Consider the following 17,491-nt stretch of genomic DNA (forward strand, 5'->3'; position numbering starts at 1 on the left):
TCCTACCATACGATTTCTTTCTCCGGCCGGCGGTAGCTGCCCTCGCGCATCGGAGCCTGATCATATACCTTGCGGCCGCTGTACAGCGGCTTTTTCGTTCCTTCCGGACTAATGCCGACTACATCATCCCCGCGCCATATTGTTTCAAACGTTTGGCCTACCGCATTTTCAATCGTTTTGCGGTGGCTGATGGGGAAGGTGATCGTAATTTGTTCCCCTGCCTTCGCTTCGCCAAGCAAGAGGAAATGCTTATTGACCCAGCGGCTTGGCTCACGTCCGTTCCCTTCGGTAACCTGGCCGTCCAGCTCACGCACATACTGGATTTTGGTGAAGCCCGCCCACTCCGGAATCCGGACCTGAAGCCGTTTTACATCCTGATGCACATCGATGACCACCTTGCCCTCATGCGGCAAATAGCTGCTCACATCCAGCCATTTGGAGCCCCGGTTCAGCAGGAAGTTGACACTCACGGTGCCGTCCTTCTCCGTGACCGTGTTGCTCCAGCCCATGAACAAGCCGCGCGTGCCGGAGCCCAGGCAGCAAATTTGCAAATCGCTCGTATGCCCGCGGCCCTCGATGACGTCACAGACGAAGTCGTTCGGAGCCGAATAGCCGGCGAAAGCGCCCTTCGAGCGCTGCGCTACCTTGAAGAAGGTTTTGCTTGCCGGAATGTCGCCGGACTTGCTGTCGCTCTCCTCCACCCAGCTCAAATCCAGCAGCTGCGATTCGGTGAGATGGTTGCGCAGGAACCGCTCCACGATCCCCCAGTACTCCACATATCCGCTCTTCGCCAGCGAGATGCCTGTTGCGATGAGGTCCACCAGCGAGCACGTTTCATGCTCGTAAGCCTGCTCATGCAGGTCGCCGGGCGTCCAGCCGAAGGCCGTGCACTTGGTCAAAGCCCAGTCATAGCTTTTCTTCACCCAAGCGATGGTTGCGGCATTTCCTGTAAACATGCCAAAACGCGCGATTGCATCCAGCGTGCCAAGGCGGGTATGGAAATGTCCGCTCCGGTAGGCCAGAGAATCGTTAAAGCTGCCGTCCGGGTTGAAGACGCCGCTGCGTTCCATAATCAGCGCGGTGAAAAACTCGCACAGCTCCAGCGCATCCGGATTGCCCGTCAGCTCATGATATTTCAGAAGCGGCATCACCAGGCGCCCGCAGAAGGCGGCCGGGTCCGGGGCAAGACGCAGTTGAACTCCGTTGCTGGACGGCCATCCGCCCTCTTTATATTCGGAAGCCGGATAATACCAGATATCCCGCTCCTTAATCGCGATCCGCTTGAGCGCAGCTACATGACGATCCGCGGCTTCCTTCACCTTCAGATCGCCGGTATCCAAATACCAGGTCGTTAAGGAAAGAATCACCGCGCGCTGGTCGATCAGATTCGCGTTCGTATCCCAGCGGTGTACCGGATTCAACTGACGATAGCTCATTCCGTCCTCCTTGAAAAAGGACAGCAGGTTTTCCCGGTACTTCTCCTCAACCTCCTTGCCGTACTCCTCGCCCGACATGTGCCGGGCCAGAATAAGACCGTCGATCATCCGGCCGTGCGAGGAGCCGTAGTCCCAGTCGCCGTGCGTCATAAAAGCAGGCTTGTGCATCAAATCCGCAGCAAAAAACGGAATGCCGTTATAATCCTCGTCCGCCATGCCAATCATGGCGTTAATGGCGTGTCCAGCGCGCTCCTCCAGCATCAGGGTATCGGGAATAAGCTTTTTCGTTTGGTTGTCCATGTCATAACATCCTTTCTTCACTGCGTTGTACGGCAAGCCGGTACTGGCCAATAGTGAGACCTGTTTTCTTTTTAAAAATTTGGCTGAAATACCGGTAATCCTCATAGCCGACCTTTTGCGCAATTTCGTAGTTTTTATAGGCAGAGTGCTTCATAAGCTCTTTGGATTTGCTAATCCGGTAATCGGTTAAATAATCGACGAAATTATGGCCCGTCATTTTTTTGAACAAGCGGCTCAAATAATCGGTATTCATAAAATAACCGGCCGCGATCTGATGCAGCGTAAGCGGCTGATCGTAATGAGCTTCAACCAGCTTCTGCACCTCCCGGACAACCTTCTCGCCATGCTTTTCCCCCAAGCTGCCGGTGCTTGCCGCGCTTGCCAGCGCGCCGGGGATAATAACGCTTTCGAACAAAGCCTTCACTGAAGCCGCATCGCTTCGGCAGCTAATCATCTCGGCATAGGCCAGCACCGGCTTGCCGCACGCCTCCTCCAGCCCAATTCCGCCGGTTTGCAGCTGCTTCTCTATGGCATGAAGAAGCATTGCGGCGCTTCGCTGCATGTGCTCCACAGACGCGGACTCCCCGCTGAATGCGGCAAACAGCCGCTCGAAATTCGAGGCGGCCGCCGTCCGGCTTCCCAGCTGTAGCGCTAACAAGAAAGCATCCTCCAGCTCCTGCGGATAAACAGGAGAAGGACAGCCGGGGTCCTTCCCGGCAGTCCGGATAACCCCCTGCTCCAGCAGCCTTTTCTGCTTCAAAGCCTGCTTGCCCTCGGCATACGCCGACCGGATAGCGCCGGACATCTCCCGGCTTCCGACCGCCATGAGAATGCTGCTTGCCCCGAGACTGAAGCTCACTCCGGCTGCCTGCTTCAAGGCCGTTTGCAGCTGCTGCCCCAGCTTCAGCAAATGCTCCGGTATGAGCCGCTCCCCTGTAACCATGACGACGATTTCCCGGGAAGGGCCGGGCGCCGACGTGATCCCGGCCTCCCAGCGCCCGCCGAACAGGAACGGCCTGCTGCGCTGAAGCGCTTCTAGAACAGGAGCCGCCAGAGCACGATGGTCAAAGGCGTCCCGGTATACGTCCGGCTGCCCGGCCAGCACCGCCAGCTGCACGGTGGAGCTGCCGCCGGATGGAAGCCACGCCGCCGGAAGCGGCTGCTCTGCCGTCTCCTCCTGAAACAGCAGCCGATGAAGCAGCGCTTCCCTGCCGCCCTCAGCCGGAGCCTCCCGCTCTGCATCCCGCCGGTCCAGCTCGGCGACGGCTTTGTCCAGCACTGCCGCAAGCTCTTCCTTCTTCACCGGCTTAAGCAGGTAATCGAACGCCTTATGCCGGATGGCCTCCTTCGTGTATTCGAAATCGGAATACCCGCTGACCACCACCTTGAGCAGATCCGGCGCAGCTTGATGCAGCAGGGCCAGCAAAGCCTTGCCGTCCACCTCTGGCATCCGCATGTCCATAAACAGCAAATCCGGCTGCAGCGCCATCACCAGCTCATATGCCTCCTGGCCGTCCCCGGCTTCCCCCGCAAGCACGAGATTGTAGCGTTCCCATGGAATCGATTGAATAATTCCCCGGCGAATCCACTTCTCGTCATCCACAATGACAACCTTCCGCATGGACGCGACCTCCCGTGTGTGTAATGGCTGCAGGTGACGGAGCCGTTGCTTTTGCATCGCTCAGCCCTTCAGCGAGCCCGCCGTCAAGCCTTCAATAATATATTTTTGCAGCAGCAAATATACAAGCAGCACAGGGGCAATAACAACAATCATGAAGGCAAAAACAACGCCCCAGTTCGTGCTGTACATCGTCACGAAATTGAATATTTGCAGCACAATGGTCCACTTCGTACTGTCGGTCATTAAGTAGAACGGACCGAAAAAGTCGTTCCATACCGACACCATCACAACGATGGTCACTGTCACAAGCACGGTCATGAGCAGCGGAAGAATCATTTGCACGAACAGGCGGAAGTAGCTGCAGCCCTCCATCAGCGCGGCCTCATCCAGCTCCCGCGGAATCGATTTCATAAACCCGACCAGCAGAAACACCGAGAACGGGAGCAGCACGGCGGTATAATACATCACCAGACTAAGGTAAGTGCCGCGAATATGGAGCAGCCCCATCAGTTCAATCGTAGGCACAATAGAAACCGGAACGATTAACCCCATAATGAACAGGAAGTACACGCCCCGCAGCAGCTTGCTGTCCCGGCGCTGAATAATGAACGCCGCCATAGAGGCGAACAAATTCACACAAATGACCACCAGGCCGGAGATTAAAAAGCTGTTCGCAAACCCCCTCAGAATATGGGCCTGCCCGAAAATATCCTTGTAATTGCTGAAGTGCCACTCCGACGGAAGCGACAGGCCGAACAAGGCCGATTCCCGGATATCCTTGAACGAATTAATCAGGATCATGACGAACGGAATGAGAATGACCAGCGCGCAGCATACGGCGACAAGCTCCAGAGCAAGAAGCACAGCACGTTTTTTCCGGCTCACATCTCCACCTCCCTGCGCTTCATGCCCATCAAGACAGGCACGCCGACAAGCGTGACGAGCACGAACAAGACCACATTGACCGCTGTAGCGTAACCGAACTCGCCGGAGCTGAACATGCTGCGGATATACGTGAAGAACACTTCCGTCGTATAACCCGGTCCGCCCTCAGTCAGTACCATAACCATTTCAAATACTTTCATGGAGCCGATCATCGACAGCAGCACATTTACGGTAAACGCAGGCGCCAGCAGCGGAAACACGATGTGGCGGAAGCGGTTCCAGTAGGTGGCGCCGTCAATGGAGGCGCTTTCGGTCAGATCCTTCGGAATGAACTGCAAGCCGGCCAAATAGACAACCATCGCAAACCCCGCCACCCGCCAAATGTCCGTGGCGATAATCGAAAACAGGGCGTAGGCCGGGTCATTGAGCCAGTCCTGCGCCAGGCTGCCCAGCCCGACAGCACGCAGCAGCTCATTCACAATGCCGTGCTCCGGATGATAAATCGCCCGGAAAATGTACCCGATAACAATTGGCGCAATCACATAAGGAAGAAAAAACACCATCCTTAGCAGGTTGCGCAGCTTCAGAGCCTCATTTAGCACCAAGGCCAGAGCGAGACCGCAAACATTTTGCAGCACTGTGACCGCCGCCGCAAAAATGAGCGTATTGGACAGCGCTGTTGTAAGCCGCGGCTCCTGAAACAGCTCCACATAGTTAGCAAATCCGACAAACCGGATATCCGGGGCGTTAATGTTCCAATCGGTAAAGCTGTAATAAAACCCAATTAAGGTCGGGGTTATAAAGAACAGCAGAAACACCGCCAGCGCCGGAAACGAAAAATAAAGCGGGTACCTTTGTTTGCCCACGCCTGCCCCTCCTTCCTTGTATACACTGCGCAGCCCGGCCGGATTCGGGAGAATTCCCGTCCCGGCCGTGTCTGCGGCAGAAGCATGTTATTCGAAACCGGTTAAACGCTTGGATTTGCCGTCTTTTTTATACCCTGCATCAAATTCCTTCAGGGCAGCGTCGACATTTCCGTTAATAAAGAAGGTTTGCAGCGTTTTCTGGAAATCCGAAAAGGTAGGGGTCAGGCGGTTTTGAATATTGACTTTGGCCTTCCCGGCATCAATCAGCGCTTGCACCTGCTTCTGAACCGGGTACAGCTCGCTCTTGGCATCCTTGAAGATCGGAATGCCTGGCGCGTTTTGATAGTACAAGTTCACCATATCCGCAGAAATCATGTATTTCAATAGGTCAATCGCATCTTTAGCGTGTTTGGCCTTCTCCGGGATCATCAGCTGGTTCGGCGGCGTAATCGCAGCGATGCCTTCATCGCTGGCCGAAGGGAACGGGAAGAAGCCGATATGCTCCGCGACGAACGGCTTGCCGAATTTCTTCTCCAGCTGCGGAATGATGCCATCCAGCATGAAGGCCATCGCGACCTTGCCTTCGCCCATCAGATTTTGCAGCTCGTCATAGGTGCCTGCCATAACATTGTTCTGCATCAGGCCCAAGTCCCGCAGCTCCTTCTGCTTGACGAACAAATCTCTGACCTGAGGAATGTCAGCCAGATTCAGCTTATTGGCCTCCAGCTTCTGAACGCCCTCATCACCAATGGCCGGATCGACGTTCGTCACCCATCCTGTCAGGTAAAACACCTGCGGCGGCCAGCCGTCCTTCACACTCTCATAAAACGGTGTGACGCCTGCGGCTTTAATTTTCTTAGCGATCTCAAGCAAATCGGCATAGTTTTTCGGAGGCTGGACACCGGCTTTTTGGAAAACGTCCTTGTTGTAATAGACGCCCATCATGCCGGTAGCGCCGAAGGGCACGCCGTAAATTTTGCCGGCAGTTGTCGTTTGGAACTGCTTCATGGAAGGAATAATCCGATCCCACACCGCAGTATCCCCGGACCATTCATGCAGAGTCTCTTCCGCACGCAGCTTGACGTTCTGCTTGGTACCCGGCTGCATCAGGAACAGGTCGGGAAAATCGCCCGTCGAGAACCGGGTTTTCATCATATTGTCGTAATCCGCCCCCGGCAGCGCCTGCAACTCCACCTTGTTGCCCGTCTGCTTCTGGTATGCTTCAAAAATTTTGGTAAACGGCGCGGAATCCACCGTATTCGGAAGCACGAAGGTCAGCGTGACAGGCTCCTTTGCCTTGGCCGGACCTGGAGAGCCCTGCCCTCCCGCGGCCGGAGTCCCGGCATCTGTCGACGCGCCGCCGCTGCAGCCTGCAAGCCCCATAACCGCCAGACAGAAGGCCAGCATCAGGAAAACCGGTTTCATCTTTTGTCTCATCCTTTGTTTCATTTTTTGTTTCATTTCATGTACCCTCCTTGACGTTCTCTCATGAAATGGGAAATCCGTTGAAGCCATTTATTGAAATCGCTTACATTCTTATTATATGAAATCGGTTTCACCAGACACATTCACGATTCCGACTTCCAATGTTGAAAATTCCGACCTCCGCCAGGCATCGCTCCGGTCCCGCCAATCGGTGTGCCGTCCCATGACGGCGGTCAACGTTGGCGCTGGTCATGCTTCCCGGATTCCGCCTGCCTTCCGATTATCCGCCCCGAGGCCTGCCTTGGTTGACAGCCGGTTTTTTACGCCGCCTTACTTATCACTAGAATCAGGAAAGAAGTTCACCCCGACAGGTCATCTTTCCCGTTCAGTCCGCAGCTCCTTCCGAAGGCTTAACCGGCCGCTCAAACCGGAGCGTCACGCTGGTGCCGCGCCCTTCCCGGCTCTCCAGCAGCAGATCGAATTGCTCGCCCAGCCGAATCGCGTACCGGGCGTACACATTGCGGACACCGATGCCGCGTCTGGCTTGCCGAGGCGGCTCACTCTCCCGGTAAAGCCGCTCCTGGAGCATCTGGCGCACCTCGTCGAGCCGCGCCTCGGTCATCCCCGCCCCGTCATCACGAACCGTCAGCAGCACCCGGTGCCCTTCCCGCCGCGCGATAACCTGTATCAGAGTCGGTCCCCGCTTCCGTTCCCCGCCATGGTAGACGGCATTCTCCACAAGCGGCTGAAGGGTCATTTTTAACAGCGGATAATCAGCCAGCTCCTCATCTATTATCTGCTCGCAGCGGATTTTATCCTCAAACCGGATGCCTTGGATATTCATATAAGCGTTAATTTGCTCAAGCTCCTCGCGCAGTGTGACCACCTCGTCCCCGCTGCGGGTGTTGTACCGGAACATATCGGCCAGCGACTGCGACATTTCGCCAATTTGTCCGACCTCGTAGTAATCCGCCATCGCCTTGATGCTGTCCAGCGTGTTGTACAGGAAATGCGGATTGATTTGAGAATACAGCATCGCCAGCTCCGCTTGCTGCAGCTTGATTTGGTAAACATATTTGGTCTCGATCAGCGTTTGCAGCTCATCCTGCATATCGTTGAAATTCATCGCAATGCGGCCAATCTCATCCCTTCTCCGGATATCGACCCGAATGGAGAAATCGCCTCGTTTAATCCGGTTGACCGTCTTGTACAAATCCAGAATCGGCCTTGTAATTCTGCGCCCGAACAGCACGGAAATCAGGAACGTGACGACAAACGCAGCCAGCGCGGTGACCAGCGTAGCGGTCTTGATTTGATCGAGAGGACCGAAGATTTCATCCCGCGGCATAATCAGCAGCACCTTCCAGCCGGAATAGCCGGACTCCGTGTACGACACGAATTCGCTCCGGCCGCCGTTTGTTTCCCAAAAGCTGCCGGACGCCCCGTCCAGCCGCTGAAATATGCCCGCGGACAGCTCGCCGGACGAATCGCTCCGGGAAGAGAAAACCTGCTCGCCGCGTTCATTTAAAATGACAAACCGGCTGCTCGGCGATAAGCTTTCCCGCTGTCCGATTTGATCGAACAAATCGTCGGTATACTCCGCCCGCACGATAATGAAATGCAGCGGATTGGCAAAATCCCGAATCAGAATCGATGAGGCGTAGGCCGCTTCATCCCTGTATGCCCGTCCGCCGGATAGCGGTCCCTGGAAATAAACAAGCCCGTCCTTCCCCACCGTACGAAGAAACCAGTCCGACTGCCGCACCTCATCAGCCGTCCACGGATTCCGGTTATCGGATGCATAGAGCAGCTCTCCGCTGCTGTAATAAATTTGGAACCGGGTGAAATCCCGGATGGGCGTGATATTGAAGCCGCGGAGAAACAGGTCCCCAAGCTTTTGCCGGAACTGGAATTTCTCCTGATCGCTCATTGCCGCATAGCCGTTAATTCCGCTAATGTACTCCGAATCGTAGTATGGGGCCAGCAGGCGTCCGCGCTTGCTTTGGAAATCGTTATCCATGCTTTGCTCAATTTGCTTCACGATTTGCAGACCGGCTGCCTCAATCCGCTCGGCCATCGTCTGATACGAAATATAGAAGGAGATGGCTCCCACCAGTGCAACGCACAGCAAAATAATGACGGTATAGCTGAGGATCAGCACCGTACGAATGCTAGAAAATCTGGCGCCGAGCTCGCCAATCGCGGCCCGGATGTTCTGTTTTACCGACAGCATGGGCGTACCTCCTGCCATTCATTCCCAAAGTAGAAAACGCTATCATCAGTGTAACTTCTCCGCGGCCGGGCATAATCCTTCTCCCCTGCTGTTCCAAAAGCTGTTCCAAATCCTCCCGGGCACAGGCGGCTCGCGTACTCATGCCTTCCCGGAAGGCTGATACAAGGACCATCGTGATTCAGATGCCATGCCGAACGCTGAAGCTGTGCAGGCTGAAAGAAGCACACCGCTATCTGGGGAATCCCGCCGTTTAAACTGGAAGGACAGCTTTATTTGAAGCTATAGAGGCCTTCCGGAAAGCCGCTGCCGCGGCTTCAATCCTTCGGAATTCAATAAAAGCACTGCTTCTCTTCACAGCCATATCTGTGAGAAGCAGTGCTCATCATGTCAAACCATGTTATTGGGGCTGGTCCGCCAAGTCGGGGCGCTCGTCCTAATTATTTCAGCAGCAGCAGCCGGTCGTCCTGCTCTGAAGGCGTGCCCCGGCCATCGGTATTGTTCGTGATGACGTAGGTGCGTCCTTCATGAATCTGGACATCCCGCAGCCGCCCCCCCTTCTCCAGCACGGCCGTCAGCTTGTGCGTGTCCGTATCGAGCATGAACAGCCGCTGGCCGCGGAGCGCGGAGACCAGCAGCTTGCTATCACCGGCAAACGTGATGCCGGAGGGCGCGATCGCCGTCTCGCCGGAGTGATACAGCGGCTTAACCATGTCCGGGTGCTCCTGGTCGCCGATGATGACCGGCCAGCCGTAATTTTTCCCGGGCTCAATGCGGTTCATCTCATCATGGCCGCCCGGAGTGCCCGAAGGCCCGTGCTCCGAGCTGTACAGCGCCCCCTTGCTGTTCCAGGCCAGCCCCTGCGGGTTGCGGTGCCCGTATGAATAGACGAGCGAATTCGGAAACGGATTGTCGGCGGGAATTTGGCCGTCCAGGGTCATCCGCAGTATTTTGCCGGCAGTGCTGCTCAAATCCTGCGCCAGCTGCTCCTTTCCGGCATCCCCCGTCGTGATATACAGCTGCCGGTCCGGGCCAATCGCCAGCCGCCCCCCGTTATGCGTGACAGAGCCGGGAATGTCCTCAAGAAGCGCTCCCGCCTCGCTCCAGCTGTCTCCCTGCTTCTTCAGCAGGACGACCCGATTGAGCACGTTCCCGTTCTCCCGGTACGTATGATAGGCGTAAGCCTGCCCGGAGGATGCAAAATCCGGCGCCAGCACCAAACCGAGAAAACCGCCTTCCCCTTGCGCAAAAACAGCCTTGCTCAGCTTCACCGGCAGACGTGTCATCTGCATGTCCTGTACGGCAACAATATTGCCTTCCCGTTCGCTGATATAAATCGTATCCCCGTGAAATTGAATCCCCCACGGCACCCGAAGCTTCTCCGCCAAAACGGTAAAAGCGGCCTGATTCAGCTCCGCCTTGCTCCCTGCGGACAGTGATTGTTCATGGCCGGAACCGCTCCCGCTTCCGCCCTTAAACAGGCTTTCTTCCTGCCGGCAGCCAGCCGCCGCCGCAAGCACCGCGGCAAGCTGCAGGCAGACGGCAGCCCGCCTCCAGTTTTTTGTCATCCTGCTTCCCCTCCTCGTCAGCCCTTCGGGCTCCTTGTTAGTACCATTATAAACAAATTCGCCCCGTTCTAAAAAATGCGGGGACTGTCTCCATATCGGCTGCAAGGCGGGGACGACTCCAGGATGACGACAAAGAACCCCGATCTCCGCTGCCGCGCGGGGACGAGGTTCTAGTTGTAGAAGCACACGCAGACCGCCATCTTGCAGCTATCATGCGCTTGAAGCTGCGCACAGCGTGCATGATGACGGCATCGTCTTGAATTACAAGCGCAAGTATTCGGACGGACTCTTGCCCGTTATCATTTTAAACACCTGGCTGAAATAGGTGGCGTTATTGAAGCCCACCATTTCGCTGACCTCGTATACCATATGCCGGCCGGATTGCAGCAGCTCTACCGCCCGTTCAATCCGGTACCGGTTCAGATAGCTGACGAAGTTTTCCCCTGTGACCCGTTTGAAGAGCTGGCTGACGTATTTCGGATGGGCATACAGTCCTTTGGCCAGCGCCGCGAAGCTGATCTCCTCCGCGTAATGCGCCACGACATAAGCCTTGACGCTATCGACCAGCCGGTTGCTTTTTTTCTCGGACAGCTCCTGCCGCACCGCCTGCAGCCAAACCTCCACCATGGTATCCATCCAGCCGATCAGCTCTTTCAGCGCGTAGTGCTGCTGTATTTCCTGCAGAAACTGCTTCATCGCAATCGGCGGGGGCAGCACCGGAAAATGGCTGTTCCAGCTGTAGATAAGGGAATGGAACAGGCTGACAAAAACGGTGTACGTATCCTGCACCGTGCCGGATGCTTCCTCCCGAAGCATATCCCTCAGTATCCCCCATGTCTCCTCGGCCTTGTCCGGGTCCAATAGGGACCAGGCATCGTTCCACTGCTTCAGCAACTGGGTATAATCGTCCGCCTCCCGCCCGCTCCGGCTGTCCCCCTCATAAGGGTATACCCGGCTCATGCCCTGGAACTCCGCAGTCTCCAGCGCTTCCCGGCTTTCGAGATACGAATCGATCACCTCGCACAGCTGTACTCTAACCGATCCGATTCCCGCTGTCGCTTCCATCTTCAAATAGGTTGAGATTTTATCGACGATTCTGCCGGTCATTTGCACTGTCAGCTCCGGCAGCTCCTTCTCCGGGGGAGCGTCCGCATGGCTGAACATCAGCAGGACGAACAGCTCGTCGGAGTAGTCGAGCACGTGCCCTTCCAGGTGGCTGACTGTGCTCAGCTCCTGCTCCAAGGTCTCCCGGATAATATTGCCGGCCCCGAATTTCAAAAGCTGCCAATCCCGCTCCTTGAGCTTCGTCACGAAGCCGGGCCGACTCAATTGAAGGCTCACCGCAAGCACCTGCTGCGGAATGCTCAGCCCTACATAGTCAAACCGTTCCTTGAGCAGCTCATCCGGCCGATACCTGGTCGTCAGCAGCTCCAGCAGCAGCTTTTCCCGCAAATACGGCTGTATTTTGCCAATTTCCTGCTTGTACGCAAGCTCCAGCTTCCGCTTCTGCTCAAGCACATCCTGCTCGGTTATCACGTCGCGCAGCACAGCCTCAATCTCGTCCACGCTTGCCGGCTTCAACAGGAAATGATTGACGCCCCAGCGCATCGCCGTCCTCGCGTTCTCAAACTCGTCGTATCCACTCAGGATGACAATCGGCAGTCCCGGGCATTCCTTGCGCAGCGCCTGCGTCAGCTCCAGCCCGTTCAGTCCCGGGATGTACACATCCGTCATCACCATATCGGGGCGCAGCGTCCGAAACAGCTCCAGCGCCTGCAGCCCGTCAGAGGCCGTACCGGCAATTTGCAGCCCAAGCTCGTTCCAGCGGATATGGCGGGTCAAGGCCTTCATAATGTGCGGATCGTCGTCTACCAGCAATATGGATTTCATTGACTGTCACCGTCCAACCATTGGTTTAGCTCTTCCTCTGTCTCAATGACGGGCAGCGTCATCGTTACCTTCGTCCCGCTATTCCCGTTCCGGGCAGCCCGCAGCCCGTACGTCATGCCGCAATACAACTGAATGCGCTTGTGTACATTGTGCAGTCCGATGCCCTTAGCGCTGCCCAGCTCCCAGCCGTCCGGCAGGCCGGCTCCATTATCGGTGACGCTGATTTCCAGGCGAGGCGGCTCCCCCGGAGGCTCCAGCACACTCAGCTCCAGCTTGACAGTCAAGATGTTCAGCTTCCCTTGCGGATTGCCGTGGATTACCGCATTTTCGATTAGAGGCTGGAGAATCACCTTCGGAATGAAAAAGCCCCGGATTCGCGGGTCCATCCGCTCTTTGTAATCAATGCCGAACGACAGACGCTCCCGCTGGATGTCGACATAACAGCGCGCGTGCTCCAGCTCATCGCGGACCCGGATGAACATTCGGCCTCCGCTCAGACCGATTCGAAGCAGCCGGCTGAGCTGCAAGATCATGCGGCTAATATCCTCCGCCTCGTAATCCAGCGCCCGCCAATGAATCATATCCAGCGTATTGTATAAGAAATGAGGCTTGATTTGCGCCTCCAGCAGCCCGGTCTCCGCTTCGCGCTTGGCCTTGCTTTCCCGCTTGACTGCATCCATCAAGTCTGTCAGCCGGGAGGCCATATGATTAAACCCATGGGAGAGCTGGGCGTATTCCTCGGTGAAGGAAAGCTTAACCTGTGTATCGAAATGCCCCCGCTCCAGCCGTTTCATGCCTTGAATGAGGATGCGCAGCGGCCGGATAATCCGGCTGACGAAAAAATAGGCGAACGCGGCGGACAGAACAAGTCCCAGCACGCCGATACCAAACACGTACCAGCCGGCCTGGCGTGTCCCGGCCAGCAGCACGCTGACCGGCACAATTTGCACCAGCCGCCACTGGATAGTACTTGGCTTGGAGTAGATGACCAGGTGGGACGCGTTATTTTTCCACTTGATCTCATACCCGTCCTCCTGTACATAAGTCAGCGCTGTCAACCACTCGGAATCGGCTGCGCTCTCCCTGCCCTCAAAGCCCGGGTCGTCAACCTGCATCACGATTTTTCCCGCTGTATCCAGCAGCAGCACCTGCCCTTCCAGCACCAAAGGGACATCGGCAAAGCGCTGAATAATATCGGCCCGGGTCAAACGAATCAGCACATAGCCGACCGTCCCGCCCTGCTGGTTGAAGATGCGCTGGGCATACCCGATAAGCGAGGCGCCCGTCTCTTCATCCGGCAGCGAAACCCAGACCGAATCGGCCTGCTTAAGCGTCATAAACCAGCCCGTCTCCGTAATGCCGCTAATCGGATAGATGCCATCCCCGGCGCTTCCCGAAACGTCCCGAAACACATCCGTATACAGCTCGATGGCGCTGACGCCTTTATTTACGACGAGAGTGCGCTGCAGCAGCTGCGACACCTCCCGCCGTTTTATAATCAAATCCAGCTTGCTGTCGGCGCCGCTGCGTTCCAGCCGTTCAATAAGCTCCTTGCTGCTGACCAGCGAGTAGGACATGCCTGTCACATTCGGAATAAAATCGAAGCCCCGCTTCGTGCTCTCGTTCAGCAGGGCCAGCCGCGCCTTGCTAATTTCGGTGAAGGTCACATCCGAGAAAGCCTGATACGCAATCCACAGCACCGCGGACAAAAACAGCAGATTAAAAAAAATGAAGCAAGACACCATTAAGGTGGATAGCTTGCTTCGCTGCAATGAAAATCGGCTAAACCGGAACGCTGGTCTCTTAAGCATGTATGTCAACCCGTTTCCTGTTGTTTGAAAGGCGAAACGCCCAGCATACCTTGAGCTTATCCTTTCAGACCGGAGGTTGCAATTCCTTCTACAAAATATTTCTGGCACAGCATAAAAATAATAAAGCAGGGCACGAGCGAGAGCACTGACATGGCGAACATCGGCCCCCAATCCGACTGGGAGCTGGAATCCAGAAACAGTCTCAGTCCGAGCGGTACCGTGTATTTGCTGACGTCACTCAAATAAATGAGCTGGCTGAAGAAATCGTCCCACGTCCACAAAAAGGTGAAAATCGTCGTCGTAATCAGCGCCGGCAGCGCAAGCGGAATAATAATCCGCCAGTATATTTGTACCGGCCCGCAGCCGTCGATGGTTGCGGCTTCATCCAGCTCTCGCGGCAGGCCGCGGATGAACTGGACGATCAGGAAGACAAAGAAGGCATCCGTCGCCAGCCATTTGGGAATAATAAGCGGCAAATACGTGTTGACCCACTCCAGCTGGTTGAACAAGATGTACTGCGGAATGAGGGTCACATGGTGCGGCAGCATAATCGTCATTAGCATCAGACTGAAGCCCAGCGCCTTGAAGCGGAAGTCCAGCCGGGCGAACGCGTAGGCCGCCATCGAGCAGGAAATCACATTTCCCAGCACCGCCCCGAGAGAAACAGTAAACGAGTTGGTCAGAAACAGGGAGAACGGATTGCCCTGAATGCCGCTCCAGCCGGTGCCGTAATTGTGGAAATTCCATTCGCTGGGCCAGAACCAGGTCTCGGAAAAAATCAGGTTGGCCGGCTTGAAGGAGCTGCCCAGCATCCACAAGACCGGGTACAGCATCACAAAGGCAAGGAGCGAAATAATCGTATGCTTCAGCAAAGCAGGCCACACGCCGGAACGGAGCAGCGTCATGATTTTCCACCATCCTCATAATGGACCCAGAGCTTGCTGCTGCGGAAGACGAGCAAGGTAAACAGTCCAATCAAAATAACAAGCACCCAGGCCATCGCGGAAGCATAGCCCATTTGAAAGAAGGAGAATCCTTTTTTGTACAAATATAACGAATACATGAGTGTCGAGTTGACCGGTCCGCCCGTTCCGTTGCTAATGACGAACGCCTGGGTGAACGACTGGAACGACGTAATAATCTGCATCACCAGGTTGAAGAAAATGACCGGCGTCAATATCGGCAGCGTGATGCTGAACAGCTGACGCAGCTTGCTGGCCCCGTCCACAGAGGATGCCTCATAATAGTCCGACGGGATCTGCTTGAGGCCGGACAGGAAAATGACCATGGACGAGCCGAACTGCCATACCGACAGCAGCACAATGGAATACACCGCATATTTCGGATTGGCAATCCAGTCCGGCGCCTCTACTCCGAACATCGCCAGGAAGCTGTTCACCAGGCCGTCGCCGCCCAGCATTTTGCGCCACAGCATGGCAATGGCCACACTGCCGCCCAGCAGGGTCGGAATGTAATACACAGTCCGGTAAATCCCCAGACCGCGGATGCCCTTGTTAAGCAGCAGCGCGACCAGCAGGGCAAAAATCAGCTTCAGCGGCACAGAGACGAACACATACAAAAAGGTGACCTTGAGGGAGGCGAGAAACAGCTTGTCGCCGAACAGCATCGTACTGTAATTGCTAATCCCCACCCACACCGGTGCGCTCAAAATACTGTAATCCGTGAAGGAAAAGTACAGCGAGGCCAGCATCGGACCCAGCGTTAAAAAGACGAGACCGACAATCCAGGGGGATAAAAACAGAAGCGCCGCTTTGTTATGGGCATACCTTCTCCGGGCTTTGGTTTTCTCCGCCTGCCGGCTTTGTACAAGACTGACTTCAGCGTTCATTTCATTGTCCTCCTTCTTGCAGCTTGCTGCAGCATCTTCGGTGCCTGCAGCCTCAAGACGCATAGATAGTATAATGGCCGGCACGCCTTGCGGCCTTCCGTTCCCGGTTCTGGCCGCGAGCGTGCCTTTATTTGGTTTTGAGCAGGCTTTTGTTGGCCGCGGCGATAAACTGTGTCATGATGTCGCCTGTCTCGCCTTGACCGAAGGCGATTTGCTCGCTGGCGGTTTTGAAGTGTTTGTCCACCTCGGAATAGCCTTGCGGATACGGCGGATCAATATCGCCGGAGTGTGTGGAGACCAGGTCGATAAAAGCAAACACCTCCTTCTCCCCCTGCGTCAGCGCCGGCTTCAGCCCATCGCGGAGGGTCGAGTTGACAGGGACACCGCGCTCGGCTCCGAGGATTTGGGCTGCTTCCGGGTCATTGACCATAAATTCCAGCAGCGCTGCGACTTCTTTCGGATGCTTGGTCTTGGCATAGCCGGTAATAAACATGCTGGGCTTCAAATATTCCCCGATTGCTTTCTCTGCCGCGCCATGCGGAATGACCTGAATTGCTAGCTTGTGATCCTGATTTGTCATCAGCTTCTGGAACGTCAGCAGCTGGTTCGACCATGCGAAATCCATGGCGGCCATTCCAAGCACAATGGGCCGGGTCTCCGGCGCATTCGTTGTGGCCGCGGCGATTTCCGCTGTTGTCGTGCCGCCGTTCTGGCGAAGCTCCGACCACATGCCGAACCATTGTGCAAAATCCTCCGGAGCGGCGCCTAGCCCGCCTTCCTTAAATAGCCCTCTCCCGTTTTGCCGGACCTTAATTTCAAAGATGTTGGTCGTGCCGGAGACATCCGCCGATCCGAAGTAGCCTTTGCCTTTGGCCTGGGCGATTCTGGCCGCCGTGTCACGAAAGTCCTTCCAGGTCCAGCTTTCCTTCGGCTCCTCCAGCCCCAGCGCCTTGAATTCCGTCGCGTTATAAAGCACGCCGGGTGCATTCACACCCCAGGTCAGTCCATAGAGCTTGCCGTCTATCGTTCCCGCCTTCAGCATGCTCTTGTCATGGTTTTCCGTATGCAGCTCACTGCTCTGGACATAAGGCGTTAAATCAAGCAGCGCTCCGCGCCTCGCGTAATCGGCCAAAAAGGCGTAATCCATCTGAATGATGTCCGGCGCATTGGCTCCGGCCACCTGTGTGGACAGCTTGTCAAAGTAGCCGTCCCAGCCCGAATACTCCGCCTTGACGGTAATGCCGGGATGCTTCTGCTCGAACAGCTTAATCGCCCGGGCTGTCAAATCATGACGGGTCTGCGACCCCCACCAGGTCATGCGCAGTTCCACCTTGCCCTCTGCGGCTTTGTCCGGGCTGCCGCCTGCCGCCGTATCTCTTGCTGCCTGATTCCCGCTGGAGCAGGCCGCCGTCATCAACAGAAGTGAAATACCAAGCAACGAAAGGGTTTTCTTAGACCGCTTCATCATTCCAGCATCCCTTCGTAACGTTTTGGCTTCAACCATTGAAAGGGCTTACAAATATATCTTACCCGGGTTGGTATCCGCTTGAAATAAACAAAAGTAAGGTGAAGTATCAAAAAAGTAATATCCTTATTTAATGGCTTTATCC

At 55.8% G+C, this 17,491-nt stretch carries 12 protein-coding genes; all 12 read right to left on the minus strand.

From position 1 onward, the window contains the following. Positions 1–2 precede the first annotated feature (2 nt). The 12 genes from WBG83_RS09380 to WBG83_RS09435 all read right to left on the minus strand — a co-directional run bounded on the left by WBG83_RS09380 (position 3) and on the right by WBG83_RS09435 (position 17,349). Complete coding sequence (locus tag WBG83_RS09380; RefSeq protein WP_336744747.1) at positions 3–1,736, minus strand: hypothetical protein; 1,734 nt, start codon at positions 1,734–1,736, stop codon at positions 3–5. Between the two features lies 1 nt (position 1,737). Continuing rightward, on the minus strand, positions 1,738–3,357 hold the full coding sequence (locus WBG83_RS09385) for a response regulator transcription factor (protein WP_336744748.1): 1,620 nt from the start codon (positions 3,355–3,357) through the stop codon (positions 1,738–1,740). A gap of 60 nt (positions 3,358–3,417) precedes the next feature. Next, the gene (locus WBG83_RS09390) at positions 3,418–4,242 is read right to left on the minus strand and encodes a carbohydrate ABC transporter permease (RefSeq protein WP_336744749.1); all 825 of its coding nucleotides are present in this window, start codon (positions 4,240–4,242) and stop codon (positions 3,418–3,420) included. After that, positions 4,239–5,108: a carbohydrate ABC transporter permease gene (locus tag WBG83_RS09395; RefSeq protein ID WP_336744750.1), complete on the minus strand. Its 870-nt coding sequence runs from the start codon at positions 5,106–5,108 to the stop codon at positions 4,239–4,241. Before WBG83_RS09395 ends, WBG83_RS09390 begins: the two co-directional genes overlap by 4 nt. Before the next feature lie 87 nt (positions 5,109–5,195). Then, positions 5,196–6,533 (minus strand): ABC transporter substrate-binding protein, encoded by a 1,338-nt coding sequence (locus WBG83_RS09400; RefSeq protein WP_336744751.1) that lies wholly within the window; start codon positions 6,531–6,533, stop codon positions 5,196–5,198. 385 nt (positions 6,534–6,918) lie between these two features. Further along, entirely contained in the window at positions 6,919–8,766 is a 1,848-nt protein-coding gene (locus WBG83_RS09405; protein ID WP_336744752.1) for a cache domain-containing sensor histidine kinase, read from the minus strand. 437 nt (positions 8,767–9,203) lie between these two features. After that, complete coding sequence (locus WBG83_RS09410; protein ID WP_336744753.1) at positions 9,204–10,331, minus strand: PQQ-dependent sugar dehydrogenase; 1,128 nt, start codon at positions 10,329–10,331, stop codon at positions 9,204–9,206. Positions 10,332–10,592: 261 nt separating this feature from the next. Continuing rightward, positions 10,593–12,221 (minus strand): response regulator transcription factor, encoded by a 1,629-nt coding sequence (locus tag WBG83_RS09415; protein WP_336744755.1) that lies wholly within the window; start codon positions 12,219–12,221, stop codon positions 10,593–10,595. Then, positions 12,218–14,032 (minus strand): sensor histidine kinase, encoded by a 1,815-nt coding sequence (locus WBG83_RS09420; RefSeq protein WP_336744756.1) that lies wholly within the window; start codon positions 14,030–14,032, stop codon positions 12,218–12,220. Before WBG83_RS09420 ends, WBG83_RS09415 begins: the two co-directional genes overlap by 4 nt. Positions 14,033–14,088: 56 nt before the next feature. Next, on the minus strand, positions 14,089–14,937 hold the full coding sequence (locus WBG83_RS09425) for a carbohydrate ABC transporter permease (protein WP_336744757.1): 849 nt from the start codon (positions 14,935–14,937) through the stop codon (positions 14,089–14,091). Continuing rightward, on the minus strand, positions 14,934–15,881 hold the full coding sequence (locus WBG83_RS09430; RefSeq protein ID WP_336744758.1) for a carbohydrate ABC transporter permease: 948 nt from the start codon (positions 15,879–15,881) through the stop codon (positions 14,934–14,936). The genes WBG83_RS09425 and WBG83_RS09430 overlap by 4 nt, the downstream gene beginning before the upstream one ends. A 127-nt stretch (positions 15,882–16,008) precedes the next feature. After that, positions 16,009–17,349, minus strand: a complete 1,341-nt coding sequence (locus WBG83_RS09435; RefSeq protein ID WP_336744760.1) for an ABC transporter substrate-binding protein — start codon at positions 17,347–17,349, stop codon at positions 16,009–16,011. Positions 17,350–17,491: the final 142 nt, after the last annotated feature.

Origin of the sequence: Paenibacillus sp. y28, from assembly GCF_037137075.1 — a bacterium.
Taxonomy (GTDB): Bacteria; Bacillota; Bacilli; order Paenibacillales; family NBRC-103111; genus JBBBNV01.

Bases quoted from the DNA above. Each gene is read 5' to 3' on its own strand.
- WBG83_RS09410 (WP_336744753.1), bottom strand. From the start codon at position 10,331: ATGACAAAAAACTGGAGGCGGGCTGCCGTCTGCCTGCAGCTTGCCGCG.
- WBG83_RS09400 (WP_336744751.1), bottom strand. From the start codon at position 6,533: ATGAAACCGGTTTTCCTGATGCTGGCCTTCTGTCTGGCGGTTATGGGG.
- WBG83_RS09385 (WP_336744748.1), bottom strand. From the start codon at position 3,357: ATGCGGAAGGTTGTCATTGTGGATGACGAGAAGTGGATTCGCCGGGGA.
- WBG83_RS09420 (WP_336744756.1), bottom strand. From the start codon at position 14,032: ATGCTTAAGAGACCAGCGTTCCGGTTTAGCCGATTTTCATTGCAGCGA.
- WBG83_RS09405 (WP_336744752.1), bottom strand. From the start codon at position 8,766: ATGCTGTCGGTAAAACAGAACATCCGGGCCGCGATTGGCGAGCTCGGC.
- WBG83_RS09435 (WP_336744760.1), bottom strand. From the start codon at position 17,349: ATGATGAAGCGGTCTAAGAAAACCCTTTCGTTGCTTGGTATTTCACTT.
- WBG83_RS09425 (WP_336744757.1), bottom strand. From the start codon at position 14,937: ATGACGCTGCTCCGTTCCGGCGTGTGGCCTGCTTTGCTGAAGCATACG.
- WBG83_RS09380 (WP_336744747.1), bottom strand. From the start codon at position 1,736: ATGGACAACCAAACGAAAAAGCTTATTCCCGATACCCTGATGCTGGAG.
- WBG83_RS09430 (WP_336744758.1), bottom strand. From the start codon at position 15,881: ATGAACGCTGAAGTCAGTCTTGTACAAAGCCGGCAGGCGGAGAAAACC.
- WBG83_RS09415 (WP_336744755.1), bottom strand. From the start codon at position 12,221: ATGAAATCCATATTGCTGGTAGACGACGATCCGCACATTATGAAGGCC.